Here is a 16,246-nt window from a genome sequence, read left to right as displayed (position 1 = left end):
GTTGTATTGTGCGTAAGTTGACTCAATTGGTACTGCTGGCCACCGTTCTGGTTGCAAGCCCTGCTTTTGCTGACATGAAGATCGCTGTACTGAACTATCAGATGGCGCTGCTGGAGTCTGACGCCGCCAAGAAATACGCGGTTGATGCCGAGAAGAAATTCGGTCCGCAACTGACCAAGCTGAAGAGCCTGGAAAGCAGCGCCAAGGGCATCCAGGATCGTCTGGTAAGCGGCGGCGACAAGATGGCTCAGCCTGAGCGCGAGCGTCTGGAGCTTGAATTCAAGCAGAAAGCACGTGATTTCCAGTTCCAGTCCAAGGAGCTGAACGAAGCCAAGGCCGTTGCTGACCGTGAAATGCTGAAGCAGCTCAAGCCGAAGCTGGATCAGGCCGTTGAAGAAGTCATCAAGAAAGGTGGTTTCGACCTGGTATTCGAGCGCGGTGCGGTGATTGACGTCAAACCTCAGTATGACGTTACTCGCCAGGTCATCGAGCGCATGAATCAGCTGAAGTAATATGAGCGCGACCATCAAGCTCGGCCAGTTGGCCGAGTTCCTGGGCGCCACGCTACGTGGCGACAAGGACAAGGACATCAATGGGCTGGCCACTTTACAAGAGGCCGGCCCTGATCAGATCAGCTTCTTGGCAAATCCCCAATACCGTAAATTCCTGATCGACACTCAGGCCGCTGCCGTGCTGCTCAAGCCCGCAGATGCCGACAGTTTCGCCGGGGACGCGCTGTTGGTGCCCGATCCTTATCTGGCGTATGCCCGAATCTCCCATCTGTTCGATCCCAAGCCGAAGGCTGCAGCCGGTATCCACCCGACAGCGGTCATCGCTGACGATGCTGTCGTCGATCCTGCGGCCAGCATCGGTGCTTTCGCCATCGTCGAAAGCGGCGCACGGATTGCTGCGCAGGTCACCGTGGGTGCTCATTGCTTCATCGGTGCCCGTTGCGAGATCGGCGAAGGTGGCTGGCTGGCGCCCCGTGTGACGCTTTACCACGACGTTCGCATTGGCAAGCGTGTGGTCATTCAGTCCGGGGCCGTGCTGGGCGGAGAAGGTTTCGGCTTTGCCAATGAGAAAGGTGTCTGGCAGAAGATTGCCCAGATCGGCGGTGTTTCCATTGGCGACGACGTGGAGATCGGCGTGAATACCGCCATCGACCGTGGTGCGCTGGCAGACACCCGGATCGGTAACGGGGTCAAGCTGGACAACCAGATTCAGATCGCTCACAACGTTCAGATCGGTGATCACACGGCCATGGCGGCCTGCGTAGGGATCTCCGGAAGCACGAAGATCGGCAAGCACTGCATGCTGGCCGGCGGCGTGGGGCTGGTGGGGCATATCGAGATCTGTGATGGTGTTTTCATCACGGGCATGACGATGGTGACCCATTCCATCACCGAACCAGGCTCCTATTCTTCGGGCACTGCAATGCAGCCGGCCGCCGAGTGGCGCAAAAGTGCGGCACGTCTGCGCAAGATCGATGACATGGCCCGGCGTCTGCAAAAACTGGAAAAGATGGTCGAGACCGTGACCAGCGCCGGTAATCCTCCATCTGATGGCTGATACCTTTTTAATATCAAGCGTGCACAGTCGATAAACTGCCCCCTTGATGTAGAGGGGTGCTGCGCCATCGCGAAGCACCCCTAATCTTTACTACAGGCTTCCCCTCGAAATGATGGACATCAAAGAAATTCGCGAATACCTGCCTCATCGTTATCCGTTCCTGTTGGTGGATCGCGTCACGGAACTGGATATCGAGAACAAGACCATTCGCGCTTACAAGAATGTCAGCGTCAACGAGCCTTTTTTCAATGGCCACTTTCCTCAGCATCCGATCATGCCGGGCGTGCTGATCATTGAGGCCATGGCCCAGGCGGCAGGCATTCTGGCGTTCAAGATGTTGAACGCGAAGCCTTCCGACGGCACCCTTTATTACTTTGTGGGTTCGGACAAGCTGCGCTTCCGTCAGCCTGTGCTGCCGGGTGACAAACTGGTTCTGGAAGCCAACTTTCTGAGCTCCAAGCGCCAGATCTGGAAGTTCGAATGCAAGGCCACTGTTGACGGTAAAGCGGTATGCTCCGCTGAAATCATCTGTGCGGAACGCAAGCTATGAGTTTGATTGACCCTCGCGCAATCATCGATCCGACGGCCGTTCTGGCCGACAACGTGGAGGTCGGCCCCTGGTCGATCATCGGACCCGGTGTGGAAATTGGCGAGGGTACAGTGGTCGGTCCTCATGTCGTCCTCAAGGGACCGACCCGGATCGGCAAGCACAATCGCATCTACCAGTTCTCATCGGTAGGCGAAGATACACCCGACCTCAAGTACAAGGGCGAGGAGACTCGCCTTGTGATCGGGGATCACAATGTGATCCGTGAAGGCGTGACGATTCACCGCGGTACGGTCCAGGATCGCGCCGAGACCACGCTGGGCGATCACAATCTGATCATGGCGTACGCGCACATCGGTCACGACAGCGTGATCGGCAATCATGTGATTCTGGTCAACAACACCGCGCTGGCCGGTCATGTGCATGTTGATGACTGGGCGATTCTTTCGGGATTCACCCTGGTGCATCAGTTCTGCCATATCGGCGCGCACAGCTTTTCCGGCATGGGCACCGCCATCGGCAAGGACGTTCCGGCGTTCGTGACCGTGTTCGGCAACCCTGCCGAAGCGCGCAGCATGAACTTCGAAGGCATGCGCCGCCGGGGTTTCTCCGAAGAGGCGATTCATGCGCTGCGCCGGGCCTACAAGACTGTCTACCGCCAGGGGCTGACCATTGATCAGGCCGTTGCCGATCTGGCCGAGCCTGCCGCGCTCTTCCCTGAAGTGGCAGTGTTCCTCGAGTCGATCCAGGCGTCGACCCGCGGCATTACCCGCTGACCATGGCGAACCCATTGCGTATCGCGCTGGTGGCCGGTGAGGCCTCCGGCGATATCCTCGGGTCAGGCCTGATGCGTGCCATCAAGGCGCGACATCCCGATGCCGAGTTCATCGGTGTAGGCGGCCCGCTCATGGAAGCGCAGGGCATGCAGTCGTACTTTCCCATGGAGCGCCTGTCGGTCATGGGGCTGGTCGAAGTGCTCGGCCGATTGCGCGAGTTGCTCGCCAGACGCAAGCTGCTGGTTCAGACGCTGATCAATGAAAAGCCCGATGTCTTCATCGGTATCGATGCCCCGGATTTCACCCTCAATATCGAACTTCAACTGCGCCGTGCCGGGATCAAGACGGTCCACTACGTCAGTCCTTCGGTCTGGGCGTGGCGTCAGAAGCGTGTCCTGAAGATTCGCGAAGGTTGCGATCTGATGCTGACCCTTCTGCCGTTCGAAGCCCGATTCTATGAAGAGAAAGGCGTGCCGGTCCGCTTTGTCGGGCATCCACTTGCTGACACGATTCCTCTTGAGTCTGACCGTGCAGTTGCTCGTGGCGAGCTTGGTCTGGCGGGTGATGTGCCAGTTGTTGCCCTCATGCCAGGCAGCCGCGGTGGCGAAGTAGGGCGTCTGGGAGGCTTGTTCTTCGATGCCGCCGAGCGCCTTCTCGCCCAGCGTCCGACCCTGCGTTTCGTGCTCCCCTGTGCCAGCCCCCAGCGTCGGACCCAGATTGAAGAACTGCTGAAGGGGCGCGACCTGCCGATCACGCTGCTCGACGGTCGGTCGCATACGGCCCTCGCTGCGTGCAATGCGGTCTTGATAGCCTCCGGCACGGCGACGCTTGAAGCGCTGCTTTACAAACGACCGATGGTGGTTGCCTATCGTATGGCGCCGGTTACTTTCTGGATTCTCAAGCGACTGGTCAAAAGCCCCTATGTGTCGTTGCCCAACCTGCTGGCTCAGCGCCTGCTGGTGCCGGAACTGCTGCAGGATGCGGCCACGCCCGAAGCGCTGGCAGAAACGCTGCTGCCGCTGATCGATGAAGGTCAGGAGCAGACTCAGGGCTTCGACGAGATTCACCGGACGTTGCGCCGCGATGCCTCGAATCAGGCTGCCGATGCGGTTCTGAGTCTGCTTGGGCAAACGTCTTCACTGTGAGTAAACCGATGATACAGACAGGTCTGGATTTCACGCTGGTCGAGGACCTTGTCGCAGGCGTCGATGAAGTGGGGCGTGGCCCCCTGTGCGGCGCTGTGGTCACCGCTGCCGTGATTCTGGACCCGACGAGGCCTATCCTGGGGCTCAACGACTCCAAGAAACTGACCGAAGCCCGCCGGGAGAAACTGTTCGACGAAATTCAGGAAAAGGCCCTGTGCTGGTTCATCGCCCGGGCTGAAGTCGAGGAAATCGACGAGCTGAATATTCTGCACGCCACGATGCTTGCCATGAAACGGGCTGTCGAAGGCCTGAGCATCATCCCGAAACTGGCCTTGATTGACGGTAATCGTTGCCCGCAGTTGTCAGTGCCTTCGGCGCCCGTGGTGCAGGGCGACGCAAAAGTGCCTGCGATTGCAGCAGCCTCGATCCTTGCCAAGGTCAGCCGCGACCGGGAAATGGCCGCGTTCGAGCTCATTTATCCGGGGTATGGCATGGGCGGTCACAAGGGCTATCCGACGCCGGTACACCTCGAAGCTCTGGCTCGTCTGGGGCCAACCCCCATTCATCGGCGCTCCTTCGCGCCGGTCCGTGCCGCTCATGAGGCGCGAGCGGCCATCATGATGGCGCAGGTTTCATCGTCGATCGGGTTGTTGCAGGACTGACGTTTCAGTCAGGTCTCGCTACAATCGCGCCCTCGTTTTCAGTTTTCGCGCTATAGGATCACCATGCCGGCTTCTTTCGTTCATCTACGCCTGCACACCGAATACTCTCTGGTCGACGGTCTGGTCCGGGTCAAGCCGCTGATCAAGGCGCTGACCGGCATGAACATGCCTGCCGTCGCGGTGACCGATCAGAACAACATGTGCTCGCTGGTCAAGTTCTACAAGGCAGCTCAGGGCGCAGGCATCAAGCCGATCTGTGGCGCCGACCTTTGGCTGGCGGGCCGAGACCAGGACGCAGCACTCAGCCGTATCAGTCTGCTGGTCATGAATGCCCAGGGCTATCGCAACCTGACAGAGCTTATCTCGCGCGGCTTCATCGAAGGGCAGCGCAACGGCCAGATCGTGATCCAGCGTGAATGGGTCGCTCAGGCCAGTGATGGTCTGATCGCTCTGTCGGCAGCGAAAGAAGGCGAGATTGGCATGGCGTTGCTCGGCGGTAATCCGGGCGAGGCGGACGAGCTGCTGCGTGAGTGGATGACGGTCTTTCCGGATCGTTTCTACATCGAAGTGCAGCGCACCAACCGCGCCAACGATGAAGAACATCTGCACGCCGCTGTTGCCCTGGCTGACCGCCACGGCGCGCCGCTGGTCGCGACCAACGATGTGCGTTTCATCAAGCAGACCGATTTCGAGGCGCATGAAACCCGCGTCTGCATTGGTGAAGGTCGCGCACTGGATGACCCTCGGCGTTCGCACAACTACAGCGATCAGCAGTACCTGAAAAGTCCGGAAGAAATGGCCGAGCTGTTCAGCGACCTGCCCGAGGCGCTGACCAACAGCGTCGAAATCGCCAAGCGCTGCAACATCGACGTGAAGCTGGGCACGCACTTTCTGCCCAACTTCCCGATCCCCGATGGCATGACCATCGATGAATATTTCCGCAAGGTATCCTTCGACGGTCTGGAGGAGCGCCTGTCGGTCCTGCTGCCCAAGGACACCACCGAAGATTACGAAGCCAGGCGCCAGGTCTATGTCGACCGGCTGAATTTCGAGCTGGATATCATCATCCAGATGGGGTTCCCCGGTTACTTCCTGATCGTGATGGACTTTATCCAGTGGGCCAAGAGCAACGGCGTGCCGGTAGGTCCCGGCCGTGGATCGGGTGCCGGTTCGCTGGTGGCGTACGTACAGAAGATTACTGACCTCGATCCGCTTGAATACGACCTGCTGTTCGAACGCTTCCTGAACCCGGAGCGGGTTTCGATGCCCGACTTCGACGTCGACTTCTGCATGGACGGTCGTGATCGGGTTATCGACTATGTGGCCGAGAAATACGGCCGCAACGCAGTGAGCCAGATCATCACCTTCGGTTCCATGGCCGCCAAGGCGGTGGTGCGGGACGTGGCGCGGGTCCAGGGCAAGTCCTACGGGCTTGCGGATCGCCTGTCGAAAATGATCCCGTTCGAAGTCGGCATGACACTCGAGAAGGCCTACGAGCAGGAAGAGATCCTGCGCGACTTCCTAAAGGTCGATGAAGAGGCGGCTGAAATCTGGGAGATGGCCCTCAAGCTCGAGGGCGTCGTGCGTAACGTGGGCAAGCACGCCGGGGGCGTGGTGATTGCGCCCACCAAGCTGACGGATTTCTCGCCGATCTATTGCGACGAAGCCGGTGACGGTCTGGTAACCCAGTTCGACAAGGATGACGTCGAGGCGGCAGGTCTGGTGAAGTTCGACTTCCTCGGTCTGCGAACCCTGACCATCATCGACTGGGCGCTGAAAACCATCAACCGCGACCGCGCCAAGGTCAACGAAGCGCCGCTGGACATCGCGTTCATCCCGCTGGATGACATGCCGACCTATCAGCTGTTGCAGCGCGCCGAGACCACGGCCGTGTTCCAGCTCGAGTCGCGGGGCATGAAAGAGCTGATCAAAAAGCTCAAGCCCGACTGCCTGGAAGACCTCATCGCACTGGTGGCCCTGTTCCGTCCGGGGCCGCTGCAATCGGGCATGGTGGACGACTTCATCAACCGTAAGCACGGTCGCGCCGAGCTGTCCTATCCGCACGTCGACTATCAGTACGAAGGCTTGAAGCCTGTACTGGCACCGACCTACGGCATCATTCTGTATCAGGAACAGGTGATGCAGATTGCGCAGGTCATGGCCGGCTATACCCTCGGCGGTGCAGACATGCTGCGTCGTGCGATGGGTAAGAAAAAGCCCGAGGAAATGGCCAAGCAGCGCGGCGGTTTCATCGATGGCTGCAAGACCAACAATATCGACCCGGATCTGGCGGGTAACATTTTCGACCTGGTGGAAAAATTCGCCGGTTACGGCTTCAACAAGTCCCACTCCGCCGCGTACGGTCTGGTGTCGTATCAGACCGCCTGGCTGAAGACCCACTACCCGGCGCCGTTCATGGCCGCCGTGTTGTCGGCGGACATGCACAACACCGACAAGGTCGTGACCTTGATCGAAGAAGTGCGCACCATGAAGCTGCGCCTCGACGCGCCGGACGTGAACACGTCCGAGTTCAAGTTCACCGTCAGCGACGATGGCCGGATTCTGTATGGTCTGGGCGCGATCAAGGGCGTGGGCGAGGGGCCGGTCGAGGCAATCACCGAGGCGCGTTCGAAAGGGCCTTTCAAGGACCTGTTCGATTTCTGCGCCCGTGTCGATCTCAAGCGTGTGAACAAGCGGACCCTTGATGGTCTGATCCGCAGTGGTGCGCTGGATCGTCTCGGCCCGTACTTCGAACTGGAGCCCAAGGCCTATCAGGCCAACATCGACCGTAACCGTTCGGTGTTGCTTGCGGCCCTCGAAGAAGCCATTCAGGCCGCCGAGCAGACTGCGCGCAGCCGCGACAGCGGTCACTCGGACCTGTTTGGTGGCCTGTTCGTCGAAGAAGACGCAGACGTCTACGCCAATCATCGCAAGACCCGCGAGCTGAGCCTCAAGGATCGTTTGCGTGGCGAGAAGGAAACCCTCGGTCTCTACCTGACCGGGCACCCGATTGATGAATACGAAGGCGAGATTCGTCGTTTCGCCCGGCAGCGCATCATCGACCTGAAACCGGCGAGGGACACGCAGACGGTGGCAGGTCTGATCATTGCCCTGCGGGTGATGAAGAACAAGAAGGGCGACAAGATGGGGTTCATTACCCTGGATGACCGCTCGGCGCGCATCGAAGCGTCACTGTTTGCCGAAGCCTTCCATTCGGCTCAGTCACTGTTGCAGACCGATGCTATGGTGGTGGTTGAAGGCGAAGTAAGTAATGATGACTTCTCCGGCGGCTTGAGGCTGCGTGCCAAGCGCGTCATGAGCATCGAGGATGCGCGGACCAATCTGGCCGAAAGCCTGCGAGTGACGGTGCATGCCGATGCACTCAAGGGTGACCGGCTGCGCTGGCTCGGCGATCTGTGCAAGCGCCATCGTGGCGCCTGTCCGATCACGGTGGATTACACCGGTAAGGATGCCAAAGCGTTGCTGCAGTTCGGAGAAGCATGGCGAATCGATCCCGCAGACAGCTTGATTCAAGCGCTGCGTGACCAGTTCGGACGTGAGAACGTCTTTCTCCAGTATCGCTGAAGGCCGCAGGCTAGATCTGCGCTCAGCCCTGAATTTTAATTTCGACCTGACCGCGCCTGTTCCCTGAGGGAAAGGCGCAGACGGATCAACCGGCCGGCCTCTTGGCCGTCGACCCAAGACGGATGCCTATGAACCCGAATTTTCTGGATTTCGAACAGCCTATCGCTGACTTGCAAGCCAAAATCGAAGAACTGCGCCTGGTGGGCAACGATAACTCGCTGAACATCGGTGACGAGATCTCCCGGTTGCAGGACAAGAGCAGGACTCTGACCGAAAGTATCTTCGGCAACCTGACCAGCTGGCAGATTGCGCGCATGGCGCGTCATCCCCGTCGCCCGTACACACTGGATTACATCCAGAACATTTTCACCGAGTTCGATGAGCTGCACGGTGATCGTCACTTCTCCGACGACGCGGCTATCGTGGGCGGCGTTGCGCGTCTGGAAGGTCAGCCTGTGATGGTGATCGGTCATCAGAAAGGTCGTGAAGTGCGCGAAAAGGTACGTCGTAACTTCGGCATGCCGCGTCCTGAAGGCTATCGCAAGGCCTGCCGTCTGATGGAGATGGCCGAGCGTTTCAAAATGCCGATCCTGACCTTCATCGACACACCGGGCGCCTACCCTGGCATTGACGCTGAAGAGCGCAACCAGAGTGAAGCGATTGCCTGGAACCTGCGTGTCATGGCGCGTCTGAAAACCCCGATCATCGCCACGGTCATCGGCGAAGGCGGCTCGGGCGGCGCATTGGCCATCGGCGTGTGCGACCAGTTGAACATGCTGCAATACTCGACTTACGCGGTGATCTCGCCGGAAGGTTGCGCATCGATTCTGTGGAAAACCGCCGAGAAAGCGCCGGATGCCGCCGAAGCCATGGGTATTACCGCCGAGCGCCTGAAAGGCCTGGGCATCGTCGACAAGGTGATCACCGAGCCATTGGGCGGCGCGCACCGTGACCCGGTTGCGGCCTCGGCTTCGATTCGTGAAGAGCTGAGCAGCCAGTTGGCAATGCTCAAGAAGTTCGACAACGACGCGCTGCTGGCCCGTCGTTACGATCGTCTGATGAGCTACGGCTTGTAAGGTGATCGTGGAGAGGGCGCTGTGTTGCTGATGCCGCACCCCTCTAGGCAAACGCAAAACTGTGGGAGGCGCCTCCCACAGTTTTGTCGCTTCAGGGATTTGGCGTTGGCCTTGGTAGCGCAACCTGTCTCCTGTTTGTAGCAACACTTGTCTAATGGCCTTATCAATGACCCATTCAAGCCATAGCGGTCATGATCTCCCCGCCAGGCTGCTCCAAGCCCTGGCGCCCTGGCGCGATGCGCCTGTCTGGCACGTCGGTTTCTCCGGCGGTCTCGATTCCACTGTTCTGTTGCATCTTCTGGCTGAGCTGGCCAGGCGCGAACGTTTGCCCGCTCTTAAAGCGATTCATGTTCATCACGGTCTGCAGGCTGCTGCCGATGACTGGCCTGAGCATTGTCGGCAGGTCTGTCAGGCGCTCGATATGCCGCTGCAGATGATCAGGGTGAATGTGGAGTCAGGCGCCAGCCTCGAGCAGGCAGCACGCGAGGCTCGGTATGCAGCGTTCTCGGCGCAGGTGGGCGAGGGTGAGGTGTTGCTGACGGGGCAGCACCGCGACGATCAGGCTGAAACATTGCTGTTTCGTCTGATGCGCGGTGCAGGTGTTCGAGGGCTTGCGGCGATGCCGGAGTCTCGTGCGCTCGGAAAAGGGCATCTGGTCAGGCCATTGCTTGACTGTTCGCGTGGCGAACTCGAAGGCTACGCCCGCGAGCACGGCCTTGGCTGGATCGAAGACCCCAGCAACGACGATGTCCGCTTTTCCCGTAATTTCCTGCGCGCACAGGTCATGCCGTTGCTGAACTCCAGGTGGCCGCAGGCTGTTTCCAGCATGGCGCGCACGGCCCGTCATCTCGGTGAAGCCCAGGAACTCCTTGGCGAGCTTGCCGAGCAGGATCTGGCCGCCTCTCAAGCCACTACGCCTTTTGCCTGGCTCGGCCTTCCCGTGTTGGCTATCGGGGCTCTCGCGGGATTGTCTGTCACTCGGCAACGCAACGCGCTGCGTCACTGGCTTGCGCCCCTGACACGCTTGCCTGATACCGATCACTGGGCGGGCTGGGACACCTTGCGGGATGCGGTGGAGGGTGCGCAGCCGGTCTGGCGATTGGCCGATGGAGAACTGCATCGTACTCAGGGGCATATCTGGTGGCTGCCCGGGCCCTGGCTTCGCCCCGTCGAAGGCGTATTCACCTGGCCTGATCCTCACCAGCCGTTGAGCCTTCCCGGTAACGGGCGTATCTCGATACAGGGCGACGCGCCGCAAGGGCCGCTCGAGGTGCGTTATCGTCAGGGATCCGAAGTCATGCAAGTGGCACGGCGAGGTCATCGCGATCTCAAGCGCCTGTTCAACGAGCACGGTGTGCCTACGTTCGTCCGCGGCAGATTGCCGCTGCTGTACTGCGATGACCAGCTGCTGGCAGTCGCCGGGCTGGCTGGACTGGACGCTTCACCCAATGGAAGCTGGCAATTGCGCTGGGCAGCACCGACCAGCGACCAAAGTTTGAGCTGAAAGGGCCTTTCAGGTAGACTACGCTCCCTTCTTGATACAGCTTCTGTTGGTTCTTTTGAAACAACACAAGTTGCCGGTTACCAACCCGTATTTACGGGGCGATTTCTTAAAATGTAGCGCGTAATAGGCAGGCTTTCGGCCGGTCGGTTTCAACGCAGCAGTTTCGGGAGTGCACCGTGAATTTTGTCGGTAATCGGGGGCTTCGGCCTTCCTTCGCTTTCCCCGGCGGCTCTGACCGCTTTAACGCAGACTTCTAGGGTTTTTCATGACGCGCTACATCTTCGTCACGGGCGGTGTTGTTTCTTCATTGGGGAAAGGCATTGCCTCGGCTTCATTGGCGGCCATCCTGGAGGCGAGGGGGCTTAAAGTCACCATGCTCAAACTGGATCCCTACATTAACGTGGACCCAGGCACCATGAGCCCGTTCCAGCACGGTGAAGTGTTCGTCACCCACGACGGCGCTGAAACCGACCTGGACCTGGGTCACTACGAGCGGTTCATCCGCACCACCATGACCCAGAACAACAACTTCACCACTGGCCGTGTGTACGAACACGTCCTGCGCAAAGAGCGCCGTGGTGATTATCTGGGCGCGACCATCCAGGTCATTCCGCACATCACCGACGAGATCAAGCGCCGCATCATCAAGGGTGCAGGCGATGCCGACGTGGCATTGGTCGAAATCGGCGGCACGGTCGGCGACATCGAGTCGCAACCGTTCCTCGAAGCCATTCGCCAGCTGCGCTTCGAAGTCGGCGCACGCCGCGCGATGTTGATGCACCTGACACTGGTGCCGTACATCGCCACCGCCGGTGAAACCAAGACCAAGCCGACCCAGCACTCCGTCAAGGAACTGCGTTCCATCGGCCTGCAGCCTGATGTCCTGGTCTGCCGCTCCGATCACCCGATCGACACCTCGTCGCGTCGCAAGATTGCCCAGTTCACCAACGTTGAAGAGCGCGCAGTCATTGCGCTGGAAGACGCCGACACCATCTACAAGATCCCTGGCATCCTGCATTCGCAGGGTCTGGACGATTTCGTCGTCGAGCGTTTCGGTCTTCAGTGTGGCGGCGCCGATCTGTCCGAGTGGGACAAGGTCGTCGATGCCAAGCTCAACCCTGAACACGAAGTCACCATCGCGATGGTCGGCAAGTACATGGAACTGCTCGACGCCTATAAGTCGTTGATCGAAGCCATGAGTCACGCTGGTATCACCAACCGCACCAAGGTCAACCTGCGCTATATCGATTCCGAAGACATCGAGAATCAGGGCACTGGCCTGCTCGAAGGCGTGGACGCGATTCTGGTTCCGGGCGGTTTCGGCCTGCGCGGCGTTGAAGGCAAGATCACGGCTGTTCAGTTCGCTCGTGAAAACAAGGTTCCGTACCTGGGTATCTGCCTGGGCATGCAAGTGGCGGTCATCGAGTTCGCCCGTAACGTGCTGGGCTGGAAAGACGCCAACTCCACCGAGTTCGATCGCACCAGCGCGCACGCTGTCGTGGGCCTGATCACCGAGTGGGAAGACGCGACCGGCGCTGTGGAAACCCGCACCGAGAGCTCCGATCTGGGTGGCACCATGCGTCTCGGCGCACAGGAATGCCAACTGGAATCGGGCTCGCTGGTTCACGATTGCTACCAGAATGACGTGATTGTCGAGCGTCATCGCCATCGCTACGAAGTGAACAACAACCTGCTGCCGCAGTTGATCGAAGCCGGTCTCAAGATTTCCGGCCGCTCCGGCGACGGTGCGCTGGTCGAAGTGGTCGAAGCGCCTGATCATCCATGGTTCGTGGCTTGCCAGTTCCACCCGGAGTTCACTTCGACGCCGCGCGACGGTCACCCGCTGTTCAGCGGTTTCGTGAAAGCCGCACTGGCTCAACGCCAAAAGAACGCCTGACAGGGAAGATAAGCACATGGCTCAGAAAATCATCCGCGTCGGCTCCATCGAGATCGCCAACGACAAACCAATGGTTCTGTTCGGTGGCATGAACGTGCTGGAGTCCCGCGACATGGCCATGCAGGTCTGCGAAGAATATGTGCGGGTTACCGAAAAGCTTGGTATCCCTTACGTGTTCAAGGCCAGCTTCGACAAGGCCAACCGTTCCTCGGTGACTTCCTACCGTGGTCCCGGACTGGAAGAGGGCATGCGCATTTTCGAAGAGATCAAGCGCACCTTCAACGTGCCGTTGATCACTGATGTGCATGAGCCCGAGCAGGCTGCTGTGGTTGCCGAAGTGTGCGACATCATCCAGCTGCCGGCTTTCCTGTCGCGCCAGACCGACCTGGTGGTCGCGATGGCGAAGACCGGTGCTGTCATCAACATCAAGAAGGCCCAGTTTCTCGCGCCTCAGGAGATGAAACACATCCTGACCAAGTGCGAAGAAGCCGGGAACGATCAGTTGATCCTGTGCGAGCGCGGTTCCAGCTTCGGTTACAACAACCTGGTGGTGGACATGCTCGGCTTCGGCATCATGAAGCAGTTCGAGTACCCGATCCTTTTCGACGTGACCCACGCGTTGCAAATGCCGGGTGGTCGCTCCGATTCCGCCGGCGGTCGCCGCGCTCAAGTGCTTGACCTGGCCAAGGCCGGTATCAGCCAGAATCTGGCCGGTCTGTTCCTCGAGGCCCACCCGGATCCTGACAACGCCAAATGCGACGGTCCCTGCGCATTGCGCCTGGACAAGCTGGAGCCCTTCCTGGCTCAGCTCAAGTCGCTGGATGAACTTGTGAAAAGTTTTCCGATCGTAGAGACCGCTTGAGCAGGGTTCTCCGGTAAAGTGCCGTTCCCCGTCATTCGTGACGGGGTTGTCGCATTCAGGCCTGCCGTTTTTTGCGTCTGATTGCGAATATCGTTTCCCAGCTGCGTCGTTTTCGTCAATCTTGGAGTGTTTACAACAATGGCAAAAATCGTCGACATCAAAGGTCGTGAAGTTCTCGACTCCCGTGGCAATCCCACCGTGGAAGCAGATGTGCTCCTCGATAACGGCATCATTGGCAGCGCCTGCGCGCCGTCCGGTGCTTCAACCGGCTCGCGCGAAGCGCTGGAGCTGCGTGATGGCGACAAGAGCCGTTACATGGGCAAGGGCGTTCTGAAGGCAGTCGCCAACATCAACGGTCCGATCCGCGACCTGCTGCTGGGCAAGGACCCGGTAGACCAGAAGGCGCTGGACCACGCGATGATCGCGCTGGACGCGACCGAGAACAAGGCAAGCCTGGGCGCCAACGCGATCCTCGCTGTATCCCTGGCTGCCGCCAAGGCCGCTGCCCAGGATCAGGATCTGCCGCTGTACGCGCACATCGCCAATCTGAACGGCACGCCGGGCGTCTACTCGATGCCAGTCCCGATGATGAACATCATCAACGGTGGCGAGCACGCCGATAACAACATCGACATTCAGGAATTCATGGTTCAGCCGGTGGGCGCCAAGTCGTTCGCTGAAGGCCTGCGTTGGGGGACCGAGATTTTTCACCACCTCAAGGCTGTACTGAAGGCCCGTGGCCTGAACACCGCCGTGGGTGACGAAGGTGGTTTTGCGCCTAACCTGGCCTCCAACGAAGAAGCGCTCAGCGCCATCGCCGAAGCCGTTTCCAACGCCGGTTACAAGCTGGGCACCGATGTGACCCTGGCCCTGGATTGCGCGGCCAGCGAGTTCTACAAGGACGGCAAGTACAAGCTCAGCGAAGAAGGCGAATACGATTCTGCCGGTTTCGCCGACTATCTGGCTGATCTGGTCAGCAAGCACCCGATCATCTCTATCGAAGACGGTCTGGACGAATCCGACTGGGCAGGCTGGAAGATTCTCACCGACAAGATCGGCGACAAGATCCAGCTGGTGGGTGACGACCTGTTCGTGACCAACACCAAGATCCTGAAGGAAGGCATCGACAAGAAGATCGCCAACTCGATCCTGATCAAGTTCAACCAGATCGGTACACTGACCGAAACGCTGGAAGCCATTCAGATGGCCAAGGCTGCCGGTTACACTGCCGTGATCTCGCACCGTTCCGGTGAAACCGAAGATTCGACCATTGCCGATCTGGCCGTGGGCACGTCTGCCGGCCAGATCAAGACCGGTTCGCTGTGCCGTTCCGATCGTGTATCCAAGTACAACCAGCTGCTGCGTATCGAAGAGCAACTGGGTTCCAAAGCCGTTTATAACGGCCGCGCCGAGTTTCGCGGTTGATCCATAGATGGTAAAAGACGCAGGGCGTTGCGGGAAAAACGGTTCATCCGGTTTCGCCCGCCCTGCCGATGCTGACGCTCCGCTGTAACCTGGAGTGATTGAGCCTGGCTTATGTCAGGCTCAATGCCCTCAGTCATTTGTTTGTTGTGTTGGCTCTGCCGTCTTTTCTACTGGGTACCTGATATTTCAATGCGCAGTCCTAACTGGTTGTTCCTCATCCTGCTTTTGTTGCTTGCCGGTCTGCAATATCGCCTGTGGGTGGGTAATGGCAGCCTTGCGCAAGTGGCCAGCCTGAACCAGCAGATCGCGGATCAGCATGCCGAGAATCAGGTGTTGCTGGAGCGCAATCGCGTGCTGGATGCTGAAGTCATGGAATTGAAGAAAGGGCTTGAAACCGTCGAGGAACGTGCACGCCATGAGCTGGGCATGGTCAAGGACGGCGAAACCCTTTATCAGCTCGCGCAATAATAAAAAGTAGGTGTCATGAAAGACTTTCTCCCTGCCTTCTGGGCGGTGATACCTGCAGCGGGCATTGGCGCCCGCATGGCAGCAGATCGGCCCAAGCAGTACCTGCAACTGGGCAGCCTGACCATTCTCGAACACAGCCTGTTAAGTTTTCTGGATCACCCCCGTCTCAAGGGTCTGGTGATCAGCCTTGCCGTGGACGACCCTTACTGGCCCGCTTTGCCCTGTGCGCTGGATTCCCGGATCCAGCGCGTGGACGGTGGCAAGGAGCGCTCAGGTTCGGTACTCAACGCTTTGCTGCATCTGCATGCGCAGGGCGCCAGTGATGATGACTGGGTGCTGGTTCACGACGCGGCGCGTCCGAATCTGGCCCGTAGCGACCTGGACAACCTGCTCAGCGAACTGGCGGATGACCCGGTCGGAGGCCTGCTGGCCGTTCCGGCGCGAGACACGCTCAAACGCGCTGACAGCCATGGTCGCGTAACTGAAACCGTTGATCGCAGCATGATATGGCAGGCCTATACGCCGCAGATGTTCCGCCTTGGAGCGCTCCATCGCGCGCTGGCGGACAGCCTGGTCTCTGATGTCAGCATCACGGATGAGGCTTCAGCCATCGAGTGGGCGGGTCAGTCGCCGCGTCTGATCGAAGGACGATCCGACAACATCAAGGTCACCCGACCTGAAGACCTCGAATGGCTGCGTTTGCGTCGGGGTGAGTTCGGTCGCTGAGAGG

14 protein-coding genes are annotated in these 16,246 nt (G+C 59.3%); all 14 read left to right on the top strand.

The genetic code is table 11. From position 1 onward, the window contains the following. Nucleotides 1-8 precede the first annotated feature (8 nt). The 14 genes from QRN20_RS04570 to ispD all read left to right on the top strand — a co-directional run bounded on the left by QRN20_RS04570 (nucleotide 9) and on the right by ispD (nucleotide 16,242). Nucleotides 9-512 (top strand): OmpH/Skp family outer membrane protein, encoded by a 504-nt coding sequence (locus QRN20_RS04570; protein ID WP_002554721.1) that lies wholly within the window; start codon nucleotides 9-11, stop codon nucleotides 510-512. 1 nt (nucleotide 513) lies between these two features. Beyond that, nucleotides 514-1,569: a UDP-3-O-(3-hydroxymyristoyl)glucosamine N-acyltransferase gene (gene lpxD / locus QRN20_RS04565; RefSeq protein ID WP_025994486.1), complete on the top strand. Its 1,056-nt coding sequence runs from the start codon at nucleotides 514-516 to the stop codon at nucleotides 1,567-1,569. Between the two features lie 109 nt (nucleotides 1,570-1,678). Next, nucleotides 1,679-2,119, top strand: coding sequence for a 3-hydroxyacyl-ACP dehydratase FabZ (fabZ, locus tag QRN20_RS04560; RefSeq protein ID WP_004879034.1), 441 nt, complete (start codon nucleotides 1,679-1,681; stop codon nucleotides 2,117-2,119). Continuing rightward, a complete protein-coding gene (gene lpxA, locus QRN20_RS04555; protein ID WP_004879036.1) occupies nucleotides 2,116-2,892 on the top strand; it encodes an acyl-ACP--UDP-N-acetylglucosamine O-acyltransferase in 777 nt (258 codons plus the stop codon). Before fabZ ends, lpxA begins: the two co-directional genes overlap by 4 nt. A gap of 2 nt (nucleotides 2,893-2,894) precedes the next feature. Further along, a complete protein-coding gene (gene lpxB / locus QRN20_RS04550) occupies nucleotides 2,895-4,037 on the top strand; it encodes a lipid-A-disaccharide synthase (RefSeq protein WP_122518860.1) in 1,143 nt (380 codons plus the stop codon). Nucleotides 4,038-4,048: 11 nt separating this feature from the next. Further along, entirely contained in the window at nucleotides 4,049-4,699 is a 651-nt protein-coding gene (rnhB, locus tag QRN20_RS04545; protein ID WP_025994483.1) for a ribonuclease HII, read from the top strand. A gap of 63 nt (nucleotides 4,700-4,762) precedes the next feature. Continuing rightward, the gene (dnaE, locus tag QRN20_RS04540; RefSeq protein WP_004879041.1) at nucleotides 4,763-8,284 is read left to right on the top strand and encodes a DNA polymerase III subunit alpha; all 3,522 of its coding nucleotides are present in this window, start codon (nucleotides 4,763-4,765) and stop codon (nucleotides 8,282-8,284) included. Between the two features lie 128 nt (nucleotides 8,285-8,412). Continuing rightward, the gene (locus QRN20_RS04535) at nucleotides 8,413-9,360 is read left to right on the top strand and encodes an acetyl-CoA carboxylase carboxyltransferase subunit alpha (protein WP_004879043.1); all 948 of its coding nucleotides are present in this window, start codon (nucleotides 8,413-8,415) and stop codon (nucleotides 9,358-9,360) included. A 166-nt stretch (nucleotides 9,361-9,526) separates the two neighbouring features. Further along, nucleotides 9,527-10,864: a tRNA lysidine(34) synthetase TilS gene (gene tilS, locus QRN20_RS04530; protein ID WP_122434963.1), complete on the top strand. Its 1,338-nt coding sequence runs from the start codon at nucleotides 9,527-9,529 to the stop codon at nucleotides 10,862-10,864. Between the two features lie 265 nt (nucleotides 10,865-11,129). Then, on the top strand, nucleotides 11,130-12,761 hold the full coding sequence (gene pyrG / locus QRN20_RS04525) for a CTP synthase (RefSeq protein WP_004879049.1): 1,632 nt from the start codon (nucleotides 11,130-11,132) through the stop codon (nucleotides 12,759-12,761). 16 nt (nucleotides 12,762-12,777) lie between these two features. Next, nucleotides 12,778-13,623 carry a 3-deoxy-8-phosphooctulonate synthase gene (gene kdsA / locus QRN20_RS04520; RefSeq protein ID WP_029241703.1) on the top strand — a complete coding sequence of 282 codons (846 nt, stop codon included), beginning with the start codon at nucleotides 12,778-12,780 and terminating at the stop codon, nucleotides 13,621-13,623. A gap of 138 nt (nucleotides 13,624-13,761) precedes the next feature. Beyond that, nucleotides 13,762-15,048 (top strand): phosphopyruvate hydratase, encoded by a 1,287-nt coding sequence (eno, locus tag QRN20_RS04515; protein WP_004879053.1) that lies wholly within the window; start codon nucleotides 13,762-13,764, stop codon nucleotides 15,046-15,048. Between the two features lie 189 nt (nucleotides 15,049-15,237). Further along, nucleotides 15,238-15,516 carry a cell division protein FtsB gene (gene ftsB, locus QRN20_RS04510; RefSeq protein WP_004879054.1) on the top strand — a complete coding sequence of 93 codons (279 nt, stop codon included), beginning with the start codon at nucleotides 15,238-15,240 and terminating at the stop codon, nucleotides 15,514-15,516. 15 nt (nucleotides 15,517-15,531) lie between these two features. Continuing rightward, complete coding sequence (ispD, locus tag QRN20_RS04505) at nucleotides 15,532-16,242, top strand: 2-C-methyl-D-erythritol 4-phosphate cytidylyltransferase (protein ID WP_025994478.1); 711 nt, start codon at nucleotides 15,532-15,534, stop codon at nucleotides 16,240-16,242. The last annotated feature ends 4 nt before the right edge of the window (nucleotides 16,243-16,246 follow it).

Source organism: Pseudomonas sp. fls2-241-TYG-175, from assembly GCF_030209155.1.
GTDB lineage: Bacteria > Pseudomonadota > Gammaproteobacteria > Pseudomonadales > Pseudomonadaceae > Aquipseudomonas > Aquipseudomonas viridiflava.
The sequence above is the reverse complement of the archived record's forward strand: the minus strand, read 5'-3'. Positions and strand labels throughout refer to the sequence as shown.